At 71.4% G+C, this 18,072-nt stretch carries 18 protein-coding genes; 5 read left to right on the forward strand and 13 right to left on the reverse strand.

Going from position 1 to position 18,072, the window contains the following annotated elements; genetic code table 11:
• On the reverse strand, nt 1–189 hold a 189-nt coding region (locus tag IF29_RS47670), incomplete at its 3' end, for a hypothetical protein (RefSeq protein ID WP_232242188.1).
• 590 nt (nt 190–779) lie between these two features.
• A complete protein-coding gene (gene pdxH / locus IF29_RS0117405) occupies nt 780–1,430 on the reverse strand; it encodes a pyridoxamine 5'-phosphate oxidase (protein WP_157623799.1) in 651 nt (216 codons plus the stop codon).
• A 312-nt stretch (nt 1,431–1,742) separates the two neighbouring features.
• Here pdxH and IF29_RS0117410 point away from each other — a divergent pair, with 312 nt between their 5' ends.
• Together IF29_RS0117410 and serC are read left to right on the forward strand one after the other, a co-directional pair.
• Nucleotides 1,743–2,843: a citrate synthase 2 gene (locus tag IF29_RS0117410; RefSeq protein ID WP_030255489.1), complete on the forward strand. Its 1,101-nt coding sequence runs from the start codon at nt 1,743–1,745 to the stop codon at nt 2,841–2,843.
• 166 nt (nt 2,844–3,009) lie between these two features.
• Nucleotides 3,010–4,128 (forward strand): phosphoserine transaminase, encoded by a 1,119-nt coding sequence (serC, locus tag IF29_RS0117415; RefSeq protein WP_030255491.1) that lies wholly within the window; start codon nt 3,010–3,012, stop codon nt 4,126–4,128.
• A gap of 136 nt (nt 4,129–4,264) precedes the next feature.
• On the opposite strand, the gene IF29_RS0117425 is transcribed toward serC, so the two are convergent.
• The 9 genes from IF29_RS0117425 to IF29_RS0117465 form a co-directional block, all read right to left on the reverse strand.
• Nucleotides 4,265–5,278: a LacI family DNA-binding transcriptional regulator gene (locus IF29_RS0117425; protein ID WP_051725438.1), complete on the reverse strand. Its 1,014-nt coding sequence runs from the start codon at nt 5,276–5,278 to the stop codon at nt 4,265–4,267.
• A gap of 77 nt (nt 5,279–5,355) precedes the next feature.
• Nucleotides 5,356–5,691 (reverse strand): DUF4229 domain-containing protein, encoded by a 336-nt coding sequence (locus IF29_RS0117430; RefSeq protein WP_030255493.1) that lies wholly within the window; start codon nt 5,689–5,691, stop codon nt 5,356–5,358.
• Between the two features lie 106 nt (nt 5,692–5,797).
• Nucleotides 5,798–6,322 (reverse strand): GNAT family N-acetyltransferase, encoded by a 525-nt coding sequence (locus tag IF29_RS0117435; protein ID WP_030255494.1) that lies wholly within the window; start codon nt 6,320–6,322, stop codon nt 5,798–5,800.
• Between the two features lie 22 nt (nt 6,323–6,344).
• A complete protein-coding gene (gene mqnE / locus IF29_RS0117440; RefSeq protein WP_030255495.1) occupies nt 6,345–7,508 on the reverse strand; it encodes an aminofutalosine synthase MqnE in 1,164 nt (387 codons plus the stop codon).
• Between the two features lie 57 nt (nt 7,509–7,565).
• The gene (locus IF29_RS0117445; protein WP_030255497.1) at nt 7,566–8,537 is read right to left on the reverse strand and encodes a threonine ammonia-lyase; all 972 of its coding nucleotides are present in this window, start codon (nt 8,535–8,537) and stop codon (nt 7,566–7,568) included.
• A gap of 7 nt (nt 8,538–8,544) precedes the next feature.
• Nucleotides 8,545–9,021: an Lrp/AsnC family transcriptional regulator gene (locus IF29_RS0117450; RefSeq protein WP_030255498.1), complete on the reverse strand. Its 477-nt coding sequence runs from the start codon at nt 9,019–9,021 to the stop codon at nt 8,545–8,547.
• 121 nt (nt 9,022–9,142) lie between these two features.
• A complete protein-coding gene (locus tag IF29_RS0117455) occupies nt 9,143–9,808 on the reverse strand; it encodes a UbiX family flavin prenyltransferase (protein WP_030255500.1) in 666 nt (221 codons plus the stop codon).
• 41 nt (nt 9,809–9,849) lie between these two features.
• Nucleotides 9,850–10,758 carry a menaquinone biosynthesis prenyltransferase MqnP gene (mqnP, locus tag IF29_RS0117460; RefSeq protein ID WP_030255503.1) on the reverse strand — a complete coding sequence of 303 codons (909 nt, stop codon included), beginning with the start codon at nt 10,756–10,758 and terminating at the stop codon, nt 9,850–9,852.
• Nucleotides 10,755–12,212, reverse strand: a complete 1,458-nt coding sequence (locus tag IF29_RS0117465; protein ID WP_030255505.1) for a menaquinone biosynthesis decarboxylase — start codon at nt 12,210–12,212, stop codon at nt 10,755–10,757. The genes mqnP and IF29_RS0117465 overlap by 4 nt, the downstream gene beginning before the upstream one ends.
• A gap of 148 nt (nt 12,213–12,360) precedes the next feature.
• Here IF29_RS0117465 and IF29_RS0117470 point away from each other — a divergent pair, with 148 nt between their 5' ends.
• A complete protein-coding gene (locus IF29_RS0117470; protein ID WP_063757524.1) occupies nt 12,361–13,797 on the forward strand; it encodes a purine-cytosine permease family protein in 1,437 nt (478 codons plus the stop codon).
• A 212-nt stretch (nt 13,798–14,009) separates the two neighbouring features.
• Here the strand turns inward: IF29_RS0117470 and IF29_RS0117475 are convergent, their stop codons facing one another.
• Complete coding sequence (locus IF29_RS0117475; RefSeq protein ID WP_030255509.1) at nt 14,010–15,266, reverse strand: PucR family transcriptional regulator; 1,257 nt, start codon at nt 15,264–15,266, stop codon at nt 14,010–14,012.
• 124 nt (nt 15,267–15,390) lie between these two features.
• Between IF29_RS0117475 and IF29_RS0117480 the strand changes: the two genes are divergently transcribed.
• Entirely contained in the window at nt 15,391–15,834 is a 444-nt protein-coding gene (locus IF29_RS0117480) for a nucleoside deaminase (protein ID WP_030255510.1), read from the forward strand.
• 26 nt (nt 15,835–15,860) lie between these two features.
• Nucleotides 15,861–16,829, forward strand: a complete 969-nt coding sequence (locus IF29_RS0117485; RefSeq protein WP_030255512.1) for an isopenicillin N synthase family dioxygenase — start codon at nt 15,861–15,863, stop codon at nt 16,827–16,829.
• A gap of 7 nt (nt 16,830–16,836) precedes the next feature.
• On the opposite strand, the gene IF29_RS0117490 is transcribed toward IF29_RS0117485, so the two are convergent.
• Nucleotides 16,837–17,736: a DUF3027 domain-containing protein gene (locus IF29_RS0117490; RefSeq protein ID WP_030255514.1), complete on the reverse strand. Its 900-nt coding sequence runs from the start codon at nt 17,734–17,736 to the stop codon at nt 16,837–16,839.
• Nucleotides 17,737–18,072 lie beyond the last annotated feature (336 nt).

Here is an 18,072-nt window from a genome sequence, read left to right on the forward strand (position 1 = left end):
TCCGGGCCGGACCTGGCGGGTGCCCTGCCGGACGTGCTGGCCGATCTCGAAGTTCAGGTCCTGGACCAGTTCGCCTATCGGCGAAGGGTCGTCCCTCGATGGTGAGCCCGGGGGCCGGGCATAGCTGACGAAGAAGGACGGCCCGTCGCCCCGCGGCTCCGATGCCCCGCCCGTCGTACGTTCGGTCACCGCTGTCCTCCCGGGCACGCCACTGTCCGACGCCCCATCAGGAGCGTTTCAGGACAACGGTATCGCGCAAAGCAGACAGCAAGCGCTCACTCGACGGAAAGAGCTTGGCGTATACGGGCAGACATGACCGGGCGAGCGGCAGTCGCTCGCCCGGAATCAGGAATTCCGCGGTCCGGAAACCTCAGGACCAGGTCTCAGATCGAGGAACCGAATGCCGCGACCTCGACCTGCTTCCTGTGGTCCTCTCCGAGTACCCGCCGGAGGACGGTGGAGGTGGACGGCCGGGTGTCTGCAAGCTCTGCCAGGGAGCGACGTGCAGGGCCGCCCGCGGGCCCATGGGGTGGGATCGTTGCGTCGGAGGTGGTGGGAGCAGTCATATTCACAAGGACCAGCCTTCGAGTTGTTGAATCACGACTCCAGTGACGCCCCCGTCGTACCCCTTGTCAGTGACTCCCCTCCGTGGCCGTTCCAGCACGAAGCTCGACAGGGCGCATAGATTCTGAATTAGCGTCACCCATACCAGCCGCCGGGGCAAGACCGCATGAATCGATGGTCCGGTATGCAGCGGCGTTCTGGCCGAGATGTGCCGCTCAGGGCTGGAGCCGCTCGACGCGCCACCCCGTGGCGTCCGCCGCCTCGTAGCGCAGCCGGTCGTGCAGCCGGTTCTCGCGGCCCTGCCAGAACTCGACGGTCAGCGGGGCGATCCGGTAGCCGCCCCAGAACGGGGGCACCGGGACGCCCTCGCCCTCCGGGTAGCGGGCGGCCAGGTCGGTGTAGCGCTGCTCCAGCTCCGCCCGGGAGGCGACCGGGCGGGACTGCTCGCTGGCCCAGGCGCCGAGTTGGGAGCCGTGCGGACGGCTGCGGAAGTAGGCCGCCGTCTCGTCCCGGCCGACCCGCTCGGCCAGGCCGGTGACGATCACCTGACGGCCCAGCGGGTGCCACGGGAAGAGCAGCGCGACCCTGGGGTTGGCGTCCATCTCGGTGCCCTTGCGGGAGCCGTAGTTGGTGTAGAAGACGAAGCCGCGCCGGTCGTACCCCTTGAGCAGGACGGTCCGCACGCTCGGCTGCCCGTCCGCCCCCGCGGTGGTGACGACCATGGCGTTGGGCTCGTCGACACCCGACTTCACCGCGTCCGCGAACCAGCGGTCGAACTGGTCCATGGGCTCCCCGGCCAGCTCCGACTCGTCGAGGCCGGCGGCGAGGTACTGGCGGCGCATCGCCGCGACATCCTGAGGCTGCACGCCGCCATCATCCCCCACGTGTGCACCGGCACTACCTTTCACCAGTACAAAATCTCGACGTCGAGAGATAGGGTGTCCGGGCGCCGGATCGTCCGGATGCTGGAATTCCGTTCGACCCGGGTGTGATTCGGACCCTCCTGGGGGGCATTACCGTCGTGGGCTCTGGCGCAATGCACCCAGTGCCTGCCACCCTGACACTGCGTGCCACATGCCCGCACCCGTACTGCCGCGCAACCGCGCGGAAGCACAGTCACCACAGCCGACGACTTGGCCACACCACAGTCACCGACGTCGATCAAGAGGAGCCGCCTGATGTCCGATTTCGTACCCGGACTCGAGGGAGTCATCGCGTTCGAGACGGAGATCGCCGAACCCGACAAGGAGGGCGGCTCGCTCCGCTACCGCGGGGTCGACATCGAGGAGCTGGTCGGCCACGTGTCCTTCGGGAACACCTGGGGCCTGCTCGTCGACGGCAAGTTCAACCCCGGACTGCCGGCCGCCGAACCGTTCCCGCTGCCGATCCACTCCGGCGACATCCGCGTCGACGTCCAGTCCGCCCTGGCCATGCTGGCCCCGGCCTGGGGCCTCAAGCCGCTGCTGGACATCAGCCCCGAGCAGGCCCGCGACGACCTCGCCCGGGCGGCCGTGATGGCCCTCTCCTACGTGGCGCAGTCCGCCCGCGGCCAGGGCCTGCCGATGGTCCCGCAGAGCGAGATCGACAAGGCCGAGACCATCGTCGAGCGCTTCATGATCCGCTGGCGCGGGGAGCCCGACCCCAAGCACGTCAAGGCCATCGACGCCTACTGGACCTCCGCCGCCGAGCACGGCATGAACGCCTCCACCTTCACCGCCCGGGTCATCGCCTCCACCGGCGCGGACGTCGCCGCGGCGCTGTCCGGTGCGGTCGGCGCGATGTCCGGGCCGCTGCACGGCGGTGCGCCGTCGCGCGTCCTCGGCATGATCGAGGAGATCGAGCGCACCGGGGACGCCACCGCGTGGGTCAAGAACGCCCTCGACAAGGGCGAGCGGCTGATGGGCTTCGGCCACCGCGTCTACCGCGCGGAGGACCCGCGCGCCCGTGTGCTGCGGCGCACCGCGATGGAGCTGTCGGCTCCCCGCTACGAGGTCGCCGCGGCGCTGGAGAAGGCCGCGCTGGAGGAGCTGCACGCCCGCCGTCCCGACCGCGTGCTCGCCACCAACGTGGAGTTCTGGGCCGCGATCATCCTGGACTTCGCCGAGGTCCCGGCGCACATGTTCACCTCCATGTTCACCTGTGCCCGCACCGCGGGGTGGAGCGCCCACATCCTGGAGCAGAAGCGCACCGGCCGCCTGGTGCGGCCCGCGGCGCGCTACATCGGCCCGGCTTCGCGCAGCCCGCACGAGGTCGACGGGTTCGACGACATCGCCCGCTGAACGCCCGCTTTCGGGGGCGCGGGGAACTGCGCTGCCAGCCCTCCACGGAGGTGCATGGTCGGCAGCGCAGTTCCCCGCGCCCCTGGGTAGTGCATGGTCACCCGATGGTGTCTCATCTCGCGGACCCGCCATTGGACGAACAAGAACAGCCGGTAGCATGCGGGCTGTGGCTGAGATCCAGATCCCCGCTGACATCAGGCCCGCTGACGGCCGTTTCGGCGCAGGTCCGTCCAAGGTTCGCCCCGAGGCGCTGAGTGCCCTCGCCGCGACCGGTAGTTCGCTGCTCGGCACCTCCCACCGCCAGGCCCCGGTGAAGAACCTGGTCCGGCGCGTCCGCGAGGGCGTGAGCAGCCTCTTCCAGCTCCCCGAGGGCTACCAGGTGGTGCTCGGCAACGGCGGCTCCACCGCCTTCTGGGACATCGCCGCCTTCGGCCTGGTGCGGGAGAAGTCCCAGCACCTGAGCTTCGGTGAGTTCTCCTCCAAGTTCGCCGCCTCCACCAAGGCCGCGCCCTGGCTCGCCGACCCGTCCGTGGTGAAGTCCGACCCGGGCACCCACCCGCTCCCGGCCGCCGAGGCCGGCGTGGACGTCTACGCGCTGACGCACAACGAGACCTCCACCGGTGTCGCCATGCCGATCAAGCGGGTGGCCGGCGCCGACGAGGGCTCGCTGGTCCTGGTGGACGCCACCTCCGGCGCCGGCGGCCTGCCCGTCGACATCGCCGAGACGGACGTCTACTACTTCGCCCCGCAGAAGTGCTTCGCCTCCGACGGCGGCCTCTGGATCGGCCTGTTCTCCCCCGCCGCGCTGGCCCGCGCGGCCGAGATCGCCGGCTCGGGACGCTACATCCCGCCGTTCTTCGACCTGCCGACGGCCATCGACAACTCGTCGAAGGACCAGACCTACAACACCCCCGCGCTGTCCACCCTCTTCCTGCTGAACGAGCAGTTGGAGTGGCTGAACGGCAACGGCGGCCTGGACTGGTCGGTGGCCCGTACCGCGGACTCCTCCTCCCGGCTCTACACCTGGGCCGAGAAGTCCTCCTACGCCAACCCGTTCGTCGCCGAGCCGGCCGAGCGCTCGCAGGTGATCGGCACCATCGACTTCGACGAGTCGATCGACGCCGCGGCCGTCGCCAAGGTGCTGCGGGCCAACGGCATCGTGGACACCGAGCCGTACCGCAAGCTGGGCCGCAACCAGCTGCGGGTGGCGATGTTCCCGGCCGTCGACCCGGCCGACGTCGAGGCGCTGACGGTGTGCATCGACTACGTCATCGAGAAGCTCTGACCTGAGCGGACGAACAACGGAGGGCTGTCCCGCTGAGCGGGACAGCCCTCCGTCGTCTACGCGTCCGGCTCAGCGCGCGATGGCGCCGATCACGACGGCCAACAGCAGCAGCACCAGCGCGCCGCTCACGATCCTGCTACGAGTCTTGGGGTCCACCCTCTGAGCCTACCTGCCGTCTCTCGACGGCTGTCGTCGAGCCCCGCAGCAGCAGCGTGGTCTGCAGCGGCGCCGGCCCCGGCGGGCGGCCGCCGCTGATCAGCTCGGCCAGCAGGTCCAGGCCGGCGCTGCCCAGCCGCTCGCCGGGCAGGTCCACCGTGGTGAGCCCCGGCGACAGCAGCTGGGCGGCCAGGATGTTGTCGATGCCGACCACCGACAGGTCGTCAGGGATCCGTAGCCCCAGCTCCGCGGCCACGTGGTACGCGGCGGCCGCCACCACGTCGTCGTCGCAGACCAGGGCGTGCGGGCGGTCGGCCCGGCCGAGCAGGGTGCGGGCGGCCGCCCGTCCCGCCTCCAGGCCGCCGTTGATGGACACCCCGGCCTCCACCACCTCGACGCCCAGCGCCGCCCGCTCGAACCCGGCCTGCCGGGAGCGGAAGGTGTAGGCGGAGTCGGTGGAGCGCAGATGCCCGATCCGGCTGTGTCCGAGCTCACGCAGATGCCGCACCGCGGCGGCCATGCCCCCGGCGACGTCCAGCTCCAGCGCCCGGCGCAGCGGCGAGTCGGCGACCCCGGCCGGGTCGGCGTCCAGGAACACCACCGGGAGCGGGGCCGGCAGCTCGCCCAGCTGGCTGTCGTCCGGTGAGCACAGCAGCAGGCCGTCGAACTGCCCGGTGCCGCAGGCGCGGGCCAGGGTGTCGCCGTCCCAGCCGGAGCTGACCACCACGGCGAGGCCGTGCGCGGTCGCCGCGCCCTGGGCACCGTCGAGGACCCGGGCGAAGAAGGGGCCGAGCATATTGGGCACGGCGAGGTGGACCAGCCCGGTACGGCCCAGGCGCAGCTGCCGTCCGGCTGCCTGGGGCTGGTAGCCGAGCTGGGCCGCGGCCGCCCTGACCCGGTCCCGGGTGGCGGCGGAGACCCTGGCCCGGGCGGTCTCGCCGGTCGAGAAGACCAGCGAGACGGTCGCCTGGGAGACCCCCGCGAGGCGTGCCACATCGCGCCCGGTCGGGCGGTGGGGCAGGTCGGCGGGGGTGTTCAGCGGGGTGTCCCTCGGTCCCTCAGGAGCTGCTGCTACTGGGCGTCCGCGCGGACGGCGTCGTCGAGGGCGTCCTCGGCGGCGGTCTGCGCGGCGATGCGCTGCTTCAGCCCGGCGCCGCGCTTGCGGCGTCCCTCGATGGTCTCGGTGATCTGCGCGGACACCTCGTCCCGCTGACGGCTCAGCAGCACATAGCTGAGCAGCCCCGACACCAGCAGGGAGATGATCAGCAGCAGCAGGACGCCGGAGGCTCCGGCCATCACCGGCATCAGCTTGAAGTGGGCCAGCACCAGGACGACCACGAAGACGGCGCCGAACATGCTGAACCGCATGGAGGTGTAGCGGAGGGTGGCGTGTGACTTGCTGCTCACGGCGCTGGGTTCTCTCTTCCGAGCGATTCCGGACGACCTGTCCAGTACAGCACGCGGTCGGGGCGGATCTTCAACGCCCCCCTGAAGAGGCCGCCGTCACTCCGCTTCACCTGAGGTCGAGCCACATCAGGACGTCGTCGTACTCCTCGCCCGGCGCGACCCGGATGGCGCCGGGCACCCGGCCGACCTCCTTGTAGCCGCTGCGGCCGTAGAAGGTCTCCAGGCCGCGGCCCCCGCGCAGGGTCAGCTTCAGCCCGGACAGGCCCCAGCCCCTGGCGATCCGCTCGGCCTCGGCCAGCAGCTCGGCGCCGTAGCCGGAGCCCTGGAACCGGGGGTGCACCATGACCCGCTTGAGCAGCTGCCAGTGCGTCATCAGCTCGAAGCGCTGGTCCTCGAAGAACAGGCAGGCGGCGAGCTCGCCGGTGTCCGCCTCACGGGCGATCAGCAGCCGGTCCGGACCGTCCGCGACTCCCGCGAACTGCTTCTCCGCGGTGGGCCGGACCCGCTCGGTGCTGACCGGCGCGACGAAGCCGACGGCCCCGCCGGCGTTGCTGACGTCGGTCCAGAGGTCGATGATCCCGGCCCGGAGCCGCAGGGTCAGCTCCGGGTCGAGGGTGAAGACAAGTGCCATGGTGCGGGAGGTTCCTGGGTGACTAGAAGCGCATCGGCTGCGGGGTCTCGCGGCGGTCGGCGACCGGGCCGTCGTACTCGCGGATGATCTCGTAGCGGGTGTTGCGCTCTACCGGGCGGAAGCCGGCGTCGCGGATCAGGTCGAGCAGGTTGTCGCGGCTGAGCTTGTTGGGCGTGCCGAAGCCGTCCGCGTCGTGGGTGATCTTGTACTCGACCACCGAGCCGTCCATGTCGTCCGCGCCGTGATTGAGCATCAGCTGCGCGCCGTCCAGGCCGTGCATCACCCAGAACACCTTGACGTGCGGGACGTTGTCGAACAGCAGCCGCGACACCGCGAAGGTCTTGATCATGTCCGCGCCGGTGGCCATGGTGGTCCGGGCCTGCAGCCGGTTGCGGACGATGCCGTCCTTGGAGTCGTGGAAGTCGTGCTGGTAGCGCAGCGGGATGAAGACCTGGAAGCCGCCGGTCTCGTCCTGCAGCTCGCGCAGCCGCAGCACGTGGTCCACCCGGTGCCTGGGCTCCTCGATGTGCCCGTAGAGCATGGTGCACGGGGTCTTCAGGCCCTTGGAGTGCGCCAGGCGGTGGATCCGCGACCAGTCCTCCCAGTGGGTGTCGTGGTCGACGATGTGCTGGCGCACCTCCCAGTCGAAGATCTCGGCGCCGCCGCCGGTCAGCGACTCCAGGCCGGCGTCGATCAGCTCGTCCAGGATCTCGCTGGCGGACAGCCCGGAGATCTTCTCGAAGTGGTGGATCTCGGTGGCGGTGAAGCACTTCAGCGCCACGTCCGGGAGCGCGGCCTTGAGCTCGCGCAGCGACCGCGGGTAGTAGCGCCAGGGCAGCGTCGGGTGCAGGCCGTTGACGATGTGCAGCTCGGTGAGCTGGTCGTTCTCCATGGCCTTGGCCAGCCGCACGGCCTCCTCGATGCGCATGGTGTACGCGTCCTTCTCGCCCGGCTTGCGCTGGAACGAGCAGTAGGCGCACGAGGCCGTGCAGACATTGGTCATGTTGAGGTGGCGGTTGACGTTGAAGTGGACGACGTCGCCGTTCTTCTGCGTCCGCACATGGTGGGCAAGGCCGCCCAGCCAGGCCAGGTCGTCGGTCTCGTAGAGGGCGATGCCGTCCTCGCGGGACAGCCGCTCCCCGGCGTAGACCTTCGCCTCGAGCTCCCGCTTCAGTCCTGCGTCCATCCGGCCCTCAGCCCTTTCCAACCTGCCCGACACACCACGTGCACGACCTGCACGAGCCTACGCCAGCAAATCCGCCAAGAGAGACGGGTCCACGTTCCCCCCGCTCACCACCGCCGCGATGCTCCGCCCCTGCGGCAGCTGATCCGCGTGGTGCAGGTACGCCGCCGTGCTGACCGCGCCCGAGGGTTCGGCGACCAGCCGCCCGCGCCGGGCCAGCACCGCGACGGTCGAACGGATCTCGTCCTCGGTCACCGTGATGATGTCGTCCACATAGGCCTGGACGTGCTCCCAGGGCAGCAGCCCCAGCGAGTTGGTGCGCAGGCCGTCGGCGATGGTGCGGTGGGTCTGCTCGAACGGCCAGACCTTGCGCTCGCCGGTGCGGAAGCTCTCGGCGGCGTCCCCCGCCAGCTCGGGCTCGACGCCGATGATCCGCACCCCGGGCATGGTCAGCTTCAGCGCGGCCGCGGTCCCGCCGATCAGGCCGCCGCCGCTGACCGGCACCAGCACCGTGCGCAGGTCCAGGTCCAGCGCGGTCGCGTCCTCCGCGATCTCCAGGCCGACCGTGCCCTGACCGGCGATGATGAACGGGTCGTCGTACGGCGGCACCCACACGTAGCCGTGCTCGGCGACCAGCTCGGCCGGGGTGGTGTCGCGCTCGCTCATGTGGACCAGGACCACCTCGGCGCCGAACGACAGGGTGCTCTCGACCTTCACCGCCGGCGCGGTGTCGGGCATCACGATGACGGCCTTGATCCCCAGCTCCCGCGCCGCGTAGGCGACCGCCTGCGCGTGGTTGCCGCTGGACTGCGCGACCACGCCGCGGGCCCGCTCCTCCGCGGTCAGCGCGGCGAGCCGGTTGTAGGCGCCCCGGATCTTGAAGGCACCGGTCGGCTGCAGCCCCTCCGGCTTGAGGTGCAGCGTGTGCGTGTCGGTCTGCGCCCACGGACAGGGCATCAGCGGGGTGCGCACCGCCACGCCGGCGATCCGCTTCTGCGCGTCGCGGAGGTCGTCCAGGGTCACCAGGGCCATCTGCGGCTCACGCCTTCCGGTCGGTCAGGGCATCGGTGTCGGGCAGTTCGGTCGCCCGGTTCTCCCACTTGGTGGACAGCACCACCGTGGTCCGGGTCCTGGCGACGCCCTTGGTCCCGGAGAGCCGCTTCACGATGGACTCCAGCCCGTCCACGTCCGGCATCCGCACCTTGAGCATGTAGGAGTCGTCGCCGGCGATGAACCAGCAGTCCTCGACCTCGGAGAGGTCGCGGAGCCGGTGCGCCACGTCCTCGTGGTCGGCGGCGTCCGACAACTGAAGGCCGATCAGCGCGGTCACGCCCAGCCCCAGCGAGGCCGGGTTCACCGTCGCCCGGTAGCCGGTGATGATGCCCGCCTGCTCCAGGCGGTTGATGCGGTCGGTGACGCTGGGGCCGGAGAGGCCGACCAGCCGCCCCAGCTCGGCGTAGGACGCCCGGCCGTTCTCGCGCAGCGCCTGGATGAGCTGTCTGTCCACCGCGTCCATGCTGGAATCCCGCGCCTTCCGATCGTTGGGCAACCAGCCGACATTATCCGGAATCGAAGACTCCCGAGCTGTCGACCCTGACATCCCAACGACAATACCCCGGGAACGTGAGCTGCCTCACTCAGGCATCGGCCCGCCTGGCCGTACCCAGCTCGCCGACCCAGCGCCGGTAGAGGTCGTGCGGCACTCCGGCCGCGTCCAGCACCCGCCCCGCGACGAAGTCCACCAGTTGCTGGGCGCTCCGCGTCCCGGCGTAGAACCCGGGCGAGGCGGGCAGCACCACGGCCCCGGCGTCGTCCAGCGCCACCAGTTGACGCAGCGTCTGGCCGCTCAGCGGCGTCTCCCGGACGCACACCACCAACCGCCGCCGCTCCTTGAGCGTGACGCTCGCGGCGCGCTGCAGCAGGTCCTTCGACAGCCCCAGCGCGATCCCGGCCACCGAGGCCGTGCTGCACGGCACCACCAGCATCCCCCGGGCCGGGTAGGACCCGCTGGAGGGCCCGGCCGCCAGATCGCCGGCGGCCCAGTAGCGCACCCCGTCCAGGCTCCCCAGTTGCGGCTTCCCGGCGTCGAGCGGCTGCTCCAGCCACTCCCGGAGGTCCTCCTGCCAGTGCCCGTCCCGGAACGCGATCCCGGTCTCGTCCAGCACCGTCAGCCGCGCCGCCCGGCTCACCACCAGGTCCACGGCCTCCCCCGCCGCCAGCAGCCCACGCACCACCGCCGCGGCGTACGCCGTCCCGGACGCCCCGGAAACCCCGACCACCCACGGCTCTCGCTGTCGTTCCACCTGTCCGACCCTACCCGGGGGCACGGGTGCTGCTGCGGCGCTCAGGCGCCGAGGCCGCGGAGTACCAGGTCCAGCAGGGCGAAGGCGAAAAGCGAGATCCCGACGAAGCCGTTGACCTGGAAGAAGGCCCGGTTGAGCCGGGACAGGTCGCCGGGCTTGACGATGGAGTGCTCGTAGACGAAGGCGCAACAGACCACGACCAGGCCCAGCCAGAAGGCCCAGCCTGCGTCGGTGAGCACCGCGAACCAGCCCAGCAGCAGCACCGTCACCAGGTGCGCCCCGCGCGCACCCCGGAGCGCGGCGTCCACGCCGAAGCGGGCCGGGACCGAGCGCACGCCGTCCGCGCGGTCGGCGGCGACGTCCTGGCAGCCGAAGATCAGGTCGAAGCCGCCGATCCAGACGCCCACCGCCAGGCCGAGGACCAGGGCGTCCCAGGACCAGGCCCCGGTGACGGCCAGCCAGGCCCCGATCGGGCCCATGGCCTGGGCCAGGCCCAGGATGGCGTGCGGGAAGTCGGTGAACCGCTTGCCGTAGGGGTAGACCACCATCGGGATGACCGCGATCGGGGCCAGCGCCAGGCAGAGCGGGTTGAGCAGCGCGGCGGCGCCCAGGAAGACCACCAGCGCCACCGCGGAGCCCGCGTAGGCGGTGCGCAGCGACACCGCGCCGGTGACCAGTTCGCGCCCGGCGGTGCGCGGGTTCCGGGCGTCGATCTCGCGGTCGATGATCCGGTTCGCGGCCATCGCGAAGGTGCGCAGCCCGACCATGGCGAGGGTCACCAGCAGCAGTTGCAGCCAGTGCACCGTCCCGTTCTCCAGGAACATGGCGGTGAGGGCGGCGATGTAGGCGAAGGGCAGGGCGAAGACCGAGTGCTCGATCATCACCAGCCGCAGAAAGGCCTTGGTCCTGCCCGGTGTCTCGACGACCGGGACGGCGGCGGTGGCGCTCACAGCCCGTACTCCTTCCAGCGACGGGAGACCGTCGCGGCCGTTTCAGGGTCCGAGGCGACCATCTCCGGCCAGCCCCCGTCCCTGGTGTACCCCTCCTCGGGGAGCTTACGGGTTGCGTCGATCCCGGCCTTGCCACCCCAGAACTGCTGGTACGAGGCGTGGTCCAGATGGTCCACCGGACCCTCGACCACGCTCAGGTCGCGGCTGTAGTCGACGTTGCCCAGGGCCCGCCAGGCCACCTCCTGGTAGTCGTGGACGTCGCAGTCCGCGTCCACCACCACGATCAGCTTGGTGAGCGACATCATGTGCGCCCCCCAGATGGCGTGCATCACCTTCTGGGCGTGTTTCGGGTACTTCTTGTCGATCGAGACGATCACGCAGTTGTGGAAGCCGCCGGCCTCGGGCAGGTCGTAGTCGACGATGTCCGGGACGATGATCTTCAGCAGCGGCAGGAAGAAGCGCTCGGTGAACTTCCCCAGCGGGCCGTCCTCGGTCGGCGGCCGGCCGACCACGATCGACTGCAGCAGCGGTCGGGACCGCATCGTCACGCAGTCGATGGTGAGCGCCGGGAACGGCTCCTGCGGGGTGTAGAAGCCGGTGTGGTCGCCGAACGGACCCTCCGGCAGCGTCACCCCGGGCTCCAGCCAGCCTTCGAGCACCACCTCGGCGTCGGCCGGAACCTGCAGCGGAACGGTCCTGCAGTCCACCATCCGCACCCGCTCGCCCGCCACGAAGCCGGCGAACAGGTACTCGTCGATGTCACCGGGCAGCGGCGCGGTGGCCGCGTAGGTCACCGCCGGCGGGCAGCCGAAGGCGATCGCGACCGGCAGCCGCTCGCCGCGCCTGGCCGCGACGGCGGCGTGGTTGCGGCTGTCCTTGTGGATCTGCCAGTGCATGCCGATGGTGCGCCGGTCGTGGCGCTGCAGCCGGTAGAGGCCCAGATTGCGGATGCCGCTGTCCGGGTCCTTGGTGTGGGTGAGGCCCAGGTTGAAGAAGGAGCCGCCGTCGCCGGGCCAGGTGAACAGCGCCGGCAGCGCGTCCAGGTCCACCTGGTCGCCGGTCAGCACCACCTGCTGCACCGGTGCGTCGCCCTGCTTCACCTTCCTCGGCGGGACGTGGGTCATCCCGGCCAGCTTGCCGAAGGCGTCCCGCACCCCGGTGAAGCCGTGCGGCAGTTCCGGCTTCAGCAGGCCGGCGATCTTCTCCGAGATGTCCTCCGCCGACTTCAGGCCCAGCGCCTTGGCCAGCCGCCGCTCCGTCCCGAAGACGTTCATCGCCAGCGGCATCGCCGCGCCCTTGACGTTCTCGAAGAGCAGCGCGGGGCCCTTGGCCTTCTGCACCCGGTCGACGATCTCCCCGATCTCCAGGTACGGGTCGACCTCCACCTTGATCCGCCGGAGGTCGCCCTCCCGTTCCAGCGCCCGAAGAAAGGACCGAAGATCGTCGTATGCCATACGTGCCAGTATCGTCCACGGGCTAGGCTGCCCCGCACGGACACCGCCGGTAACGCACCGGCCGACGTACAGAACGTACGCAGTAACCCCGCGTAGACCCGTCGTTCCGACCGTTTACGGGTTCCTTACGGGCGCCGACACTGACCCTATGACCGCCGCCCCCACAGAGATATCCGAGTACGGCGACCACGTACTCGCCGTCGAACCCACCGGTGCAGAGCCCGTGCCCGAGGCCGCCAGACACGGCCGACCGCTCGGACTGCTCTGGACCTGGACCTCCCCCAACATGGAGTTCGCCACCGTCTTCGTCGGCGTCCTGGCCGTCGGCGTCTTCGGTCTCGGCTTCTGGCAGGCCGTGCTGGCGATCGTGCTGGGCACCGGCCTGGGCGCCGTCGCCCACGGCTTCCTCGGCCTCAGCGGCCCCCGCCACGGTGTGCCGCAGATGGTCGCGGGCCGCAGCGCCTTCGGCTACTGGGGCAACGCCCTGCCGGCCGGCCTCAACGCCCTCACCGCGGGCATCGGCTGGTTCGCCGTCAACAGCGTCAGCGCGGCGTACGCGCTGAACACGCTGCTCGGCTGGCCCGCGCTGCTGTGCCTGTTCATCGTGGTGGTGCTGCAGGTCGGCATCGCCTACTTCGGCCACAACTTCATCCAGAGCGCCGAGAAGTACACCTTCCCGCTGCTGGCCGTGGTCTTCCTGATCGCCGCCGGGGTCATCCTCAGCAAGTCGGACGTCTCTGCGGCGACCGGTGCGCACGCCTTCCCCGGCGCATTCCTGCTGACCGCCGGCGCGACCTTCGGCTACGCCGCCGGGTGGACGCCGTACGGCTCCGACTACACCCGCTACCTGCCCAAGTCCGCACCCAAGTGGGCGGTCGGGCTGTGGCCGGCGTTGGGCGTCTTCCTCTCCTGCGTGCTGCTGGAGATCGTCGGCGCGGCATCGGCGACGATCGCCGCACCCACCGACCTCTCCCCCACCGCCGCCTTCACCCACGCCCTGCCGACCTGGCTCGCGGACCTCACCCTGCTGGCCATCGCGGTCGGCGGCATCGCCGCCAACGCCCTCAACATCTACTCGGGCTCGCTCTCCTTCGTCGCCATGGGCATCAAGCTCCCGGCGGCGGTACGCCGTGCGACGGTGGCGCTGGTCTTCGGCGTGGCCGGCACCCTGGTCGCCTGGTCCGGCCTGCACGACTCGGGCACGAAGTACGAGAACTTCCTGCTGGTCATCACCTACTGGATCGGCCCCTGGCTGGCCATCGTCTTCACCGACCGGGTGCTGCGGCGCGGGCAGTCCGACGAGGAGATCGCCTCGCTCTTGGGCAACAAGGCCTTCAGCAACTGGGCTGCGCCGATCGCGATGGCGGCCGGCACCGGGCTCGGCGTCTGGCTCTTCTCCAACCAGACCGACTACACCGGCGTCCTCCCCAAGCACGTCCCCGCACTCGGCGACATCGCCTTCGCCGGGGGGTTCGTCATCGCCGGCGCGCTGTACCTGCTCCTCCGCCTGGTCCCCGGCCTCGGCCCGGTCACCGGCTCCACCAAGGGCATCCCGGCATCGGCGCCGGAGCCGGCCGAAGCCTGACCGTCAGCGACGGTTCCTGTCCGCGCAGTTCCCCGCGCCCCTGAGGTGTTGCAACTGGCTCAGTTGCACTTGCTAGGGGCGCGGGGAACTGCGCGAACGGCAACCACCCACGACGTAGCGGGTTGCAACCGGGCTCAGTTGCACTCCCTCAGGGGCGCGGGGCTGTGCCTGTTGAACAGCGTGCGCTGCCAACCATGCACCCACCCGCACGATCAATCCCCGGCCCGCAGCAACCTCTGCGCGCAGCAGGCCAGCAGCAGCTCCGCATGGGCGTCGGCCTCGCCGACGGGAAGTCCCAGCAGGGACTCGATCCGCTCCAACCGCTGGTACAGCGACTGCCGCCCCACATGCAGGATCGCTGCCGTACGGGTCGGGCTGCAGCCGTTCCGCAGGTGCACCTCCAGGGTGCGGACCAGGTCGCTCGGGTGCGCCGCCTCCCATTCCAGCAGTGGCCCCAGCGCCCGGCTGACCAGCTGCGCGAGCCGGTCCCGCGAGGCCGGGGTGAGCCCGTCGCCGACGAGCTGCCGCTCCAGGGCCAGCGCCCTGGACGAGGTGACCAGCGCGCCCTCGCAGCACTGCGGCTCCGCGGCCGGAACGCTCAGCGCCAGCGTCAGTGCGGTGCGCGCCTCGCGCAGCGACTCGCCCCAGCGGCTCCACGCCGCCTCCCCCGGCGCCGCAGGCCCCAGCGCGACCGTCAGCGCCGCCCCCGCGGCAGCCTCCCCCGCCGCCGCGACGACCGCGCCCTGCACCGCGCGTACCGCGTCGCCGCTGCCGTTCACCCGCGCCGGAACGCTCACCAGCGCGGCGACCACACCGTCCGCCCCCGCCGCCCGCAGCAGCCGTCCGCCGAGCAGTTCGGCGGCACGGTCCAGCACCGCGACCGCCGCCGCGCCGGGCCCGGTCGCCGCCGCGCCGACCAGACGGTGCGTCCGGTCCACGGCGAAGTCCAGGGCCCTGGCCCGGGCCAGTACGTCCGACTGGCTCAGCGCCGTGCCCTCGGCGAGTTCCACCAGCAGGGCGGAGACCCGTCCGTCCCGGTCGTGGGCGGGGTGCGGACGGTCCGTCAGCGACTGGGTGACGATGGCCGTATTGGCGGCCTCCGCGATGCGGATGAAGGGCACCACCGCCCGCAGCGCGACCAGCGGCAGACCGCGCCTGCGGCTCTCGTCCACCAGCTCGTACGGCATCTCGGTGAGGGTGCGCCCCAGCTCGACGGCGATGCCGGCGACCCCGCGCTCGGCCAGCTCGCGGACGTAGTGGCGACGCGCGCCGGCGTCCGCCCCGGCCAGGCCGAGGCCGGTGGTGAGCAGCAGTTCGCCGCCGGACAGCAGCGGGCCGATCTCGTAGATCTCGCTGGAGTGCACCCAGCGCACCGGCCGGTCCAGGCCCTTGCCCCCGCACAGGATCTCGGGCGCGGCATCGCCGAGGACGTCGAAGGAGAGGATCTCGCGGAGTGTGAGTGCGGCCAAGGCGACTCCCGGGGCAGATCGTTCACAGGGGAAAGGCAGGGACGACACGGCGTCAGCGGCGAGGTGGCCTGGAGCGTACTTTCCGCACGTTGCCCCGGTGTTTCGGGAACGGGAAAGTGGACCCATGACAGACACCTCACATCTGCTGGCGGTCGCCGTCGAGGAGGCCAGGGCGGGCCTGGCCGAGGGCGGCATCCCGATCGGCGCCGCGCTCTTCGGCCCGGACGGCGAGCTGCTGGGCCGCGGGCACAACCGCCGGGTGCAGGACGGCGACCCGTCGATGCACGCGGAGACCGCGGCCTTCCGCAACGCGGGACGGCTGCGCGGCTACGGCCGGACCACGATGGTGACCACGCTGTCGCCGTGCTGGTACTGCTCGGGCCTGGTCCGGCAGTTCGGCATCGGCCGGGTCGTCATCGGCGAGGCCGCCACCTTCCACGGCGGCCACGACTGGCTGGCCGAGCACGGTGTCGAGGTCGTCCTGCTGGACGACCCGGAGTGCACGGCGCTGATGCGCGACTTCATTGGGGCCAAGCCCGAGCTGTGGTTCGAGGACATCGGCGAATGACGAGAACAGACGAAGGCAGGTACAGCATGTCCCCCCGTATCCCCGTGATCGACCTGGCCCCCTGGCTGTCCGGCGACCCGGACGCCCGGGCCCGTACCGCGGCCGCCGTGGACGCCGCGCTGAGTCAGGCCGGCTTCCTGCTGATCACCGGACACGGCGTGAGCCGCGAGCAGCGCGAGGGCGTGCGCGAGGCAGCCCGGGCGTTCTTCGCGCTGCCGACGGCAGTCAAGCAGCGGTACGGGGTGAGCGTCGGCGGCCGGGGCTGGCTGGCGAAGGGCGCCGAGGCCAACGGCTACTCGGAGGGCACCGAGACCCCGCCGGACCTCAAGGAGTCCTGGACGGTCGGCGCCGACCGCCCCTCCGGCGACGCCGAGATCGACGACTTCTGGTTCCAGCCGAACCGCTGGCCGGAGGCCGAGGCCCCGGCGCTGCAGAAGACCGTCGAGGAGTACATGACCACGATGCGCTCGGTCGCCGACGAGGTGCTGCGGCTGCTGGGCGCGGCGCTCGGGCAGCAGACCACCTTCTTCACCGACCACACCGCGCACCCCACCTACACCCTGAACATCAACTGGTACCCGGGCACCGGCGTCGTCGGCGAACCGCAGCCGGGCCAGTTCCGGATCGGCCCGCACACCGACTTCGGCACGGTCACGCTGCTGGACCGGCAGCAGGGCAAGGGCGGCCTGCAGGTCTACATCGACCCGGCCGACGGCGGCGTGGGCTGGGAGGACGCCCCGTACGACCCGGACGCGCTGACGGTGAACATCGGCGACCTGATGGCGCGCTGGACCGGCGACCGCTGGAAGTCCGGCCGGCACCAGGTGCTGCCGCCGTCGCCGGAGGCCCCGGAGGAGGACCTGATGTCGCTGGTCTACTTCTACGAGTGCGACCCGCACACCACCGTCGCCCCGGTCGGAGGCCCGGTGGCGTACGAGCCGGTGGACTCCTCCGCCTACCTCAGGGCCAAGCTGGAGGCCATCAGCGTGGGCTGACAGCGGATCAGCTGTGGCCGAGCTCCTCGGCCGGGTCGTCGGCGCCGACCGACCCGCCGTGCGGGTCGGGGTGCAGCGGGAAGCTCTCCACGCTGAACTCGTCCAGCACCGGCGGCGGGGGCTGCGGCGGGGCCGGCATCACCGCGGCCTCGGAGTGGCCCCCGCAGCCGAAGTCCAGCGCCACCACATGGCCGTCGGCCGGGCCGAACTCGTTGGCGCAGATGCCGAAGGTCTGGCTGAGCGTCCCGGCGACCGGGATCAGGAAGCCGCAGGAGTTGCAGTTGGCCGGGGCGGCCTGGGCCATCGGTGTGTGCGCGCCGAACTGCTTCTCCCACCGGTCCGCGGCCAGGTGCAGGCCCAGCCGGGACAGCACCCGGGCCCGGCCCAGGCCCAGCTCCAGCGCGACCGAGGCGATGGAGCCGCGCTCGGTCGGGGTGGCCAGCTCCATGTCCGCGGCGACGGCCGCCTCCGCGGCGGCCGCGTCGGCCAGGGCGGAGTTGGGCGCCGGCTCGTCCTCGCCGGACCAGCCGGGCTCCAGCCGCAGGTCGTCCTCGTCGGTCGGCAGCAGGTCGCCGGGGCCCATGTCGCCAGGGCGCAGCCGCTCGCTCCAGGGCACCCACTGCGGCGCGATCAGCGCGTCGGCACCCGGCAGCAGCACCGTTTCGTCAAGGGTGACCTGCTTGCTGCGGGAGGCGCGGGTGACCGTGACGGCCCAGCGCCAGCCCCGGTAGGCCCACTCGTTGGTCGCGAAGTAGTGCGTAACGACGCGCTCGCCGTCGACCTCCACGCCCAGGTGCTCGCCGACGGCGGCCTCGCCGGCCGCCTCCACGGCGGCGGCCCGGGCGAAGTCCACAGCTTCCGCACAGAGCCGGTCAGGGGTACGGCTTCGCGTCGTCGCAGCACTCATCACAGGATCGATTCTCTCCCAAAGACTGTCTCCGGTACGCCACCGTCTCCGGCGGCATGGCGTGGTACGCCTGCCGCGGGCGTCGACAGACGTCCCCATTTCTGCGTTGCTGCGCGACTCCGCGGGCCGGTCCCGCTGCGCCGAGGACGGCGCGGCCGGACCGCCGCAGGACGGTCACGCGGTACTGCTGGGCGGTGCGAAAAGGTATTGGCGCGGCGTCCCCGCCGGAAACGGCGGAATGCCACTGGGTGCACGGTACCGGTCGCGCGGCCGGAGGGGACAGTCCCTTACCACTTGTGACCACTCGGGTCCGCGCCACACTGATCGGCTCATAGC

The organism is Streptacidiphilus jeojiense (genome assembly GCF_000719095.1).
Taxonomy (GTDB): domain Bacteria; phylum Actinomycetota; class Actinomycetes; order Streptomycetales; family Streptomycetaceae; genus Streptacidiphilus; species Streptacidiphilus jeojiensis.

Bases quoted from the DNA above. Each gene is read 5' to 3' on its own strand.
- IF29_RS0117410 (WP_030255489.1), top strand. From the start codon at position 1,743: ATGTCCGATTTCGTACCCGGACTCGAGGGAGTCATCGCGTTCGAGACG.
- IF29_RS0117435 (WP_030255494.1), bottom strand. From the start codon at position 6,322: ATGGCACTTGTCTTCACCCTCGACCCGGAGCTGACCCTGCGGCTCCGG.
- mqnE (WP_030255495.1), bottom strand. From the start codon at position 7,508: ATGGACGCAGGACTGAAGCGGGAGCTCGAGGCGAAGGTCTACGCCGGG.
- IF29_RS0117445 (WP_030255497.1), bottom strand. From the start codon at position 8,537: ATGGCCCTGGTGACCCTGGACGACCTCCGCGACGCGCAGAAGCGGATC.
- IF29_RS0117450 (WP_030255498.1), bottom strand. From the start codon at position 9,021: ATGGACGCGGTGGACAGACAGCTCATCCAGGCGCTGCGCGAGAACGGC.
- IF29_RS0117465 (WP_030255505.1), bottom strand. From the start codon at position 12,212: ATGGCATACGACGATCTTCGGTCCTTTCTTCGGGCGCTGGAACGGGAG.
- IF29_RS0117470 (WP_063757524.1), top strand. From the start codon at position 12,361: ATGACCGCCGCCCCCACAGAGATATCCGAGTACGGCGACCACGTACTC.
- IF29_RS0117480 (WP_030255510.1), top strand. From the start codon at position 15,391: ATGACAGACACCTCACATCTGCTGGCGGTCGCCGTCGAGGAGGCCAGG.
- IF29_RS0117485 (WP_030255512.1), top strand. From the start codon at position 15,861: ATGTCCCCCCGTATCCCCGTGATCGACCTGGCCCCCTGGCTGTCCGGC.
- IF29_RS0117490 (WP_030255514.1), bottom strand. From the start codon at position 17,736: ATGAGTGCTGCGACGACGCGAAGCCGTACCCCTGACCGGCTCTGTGCG.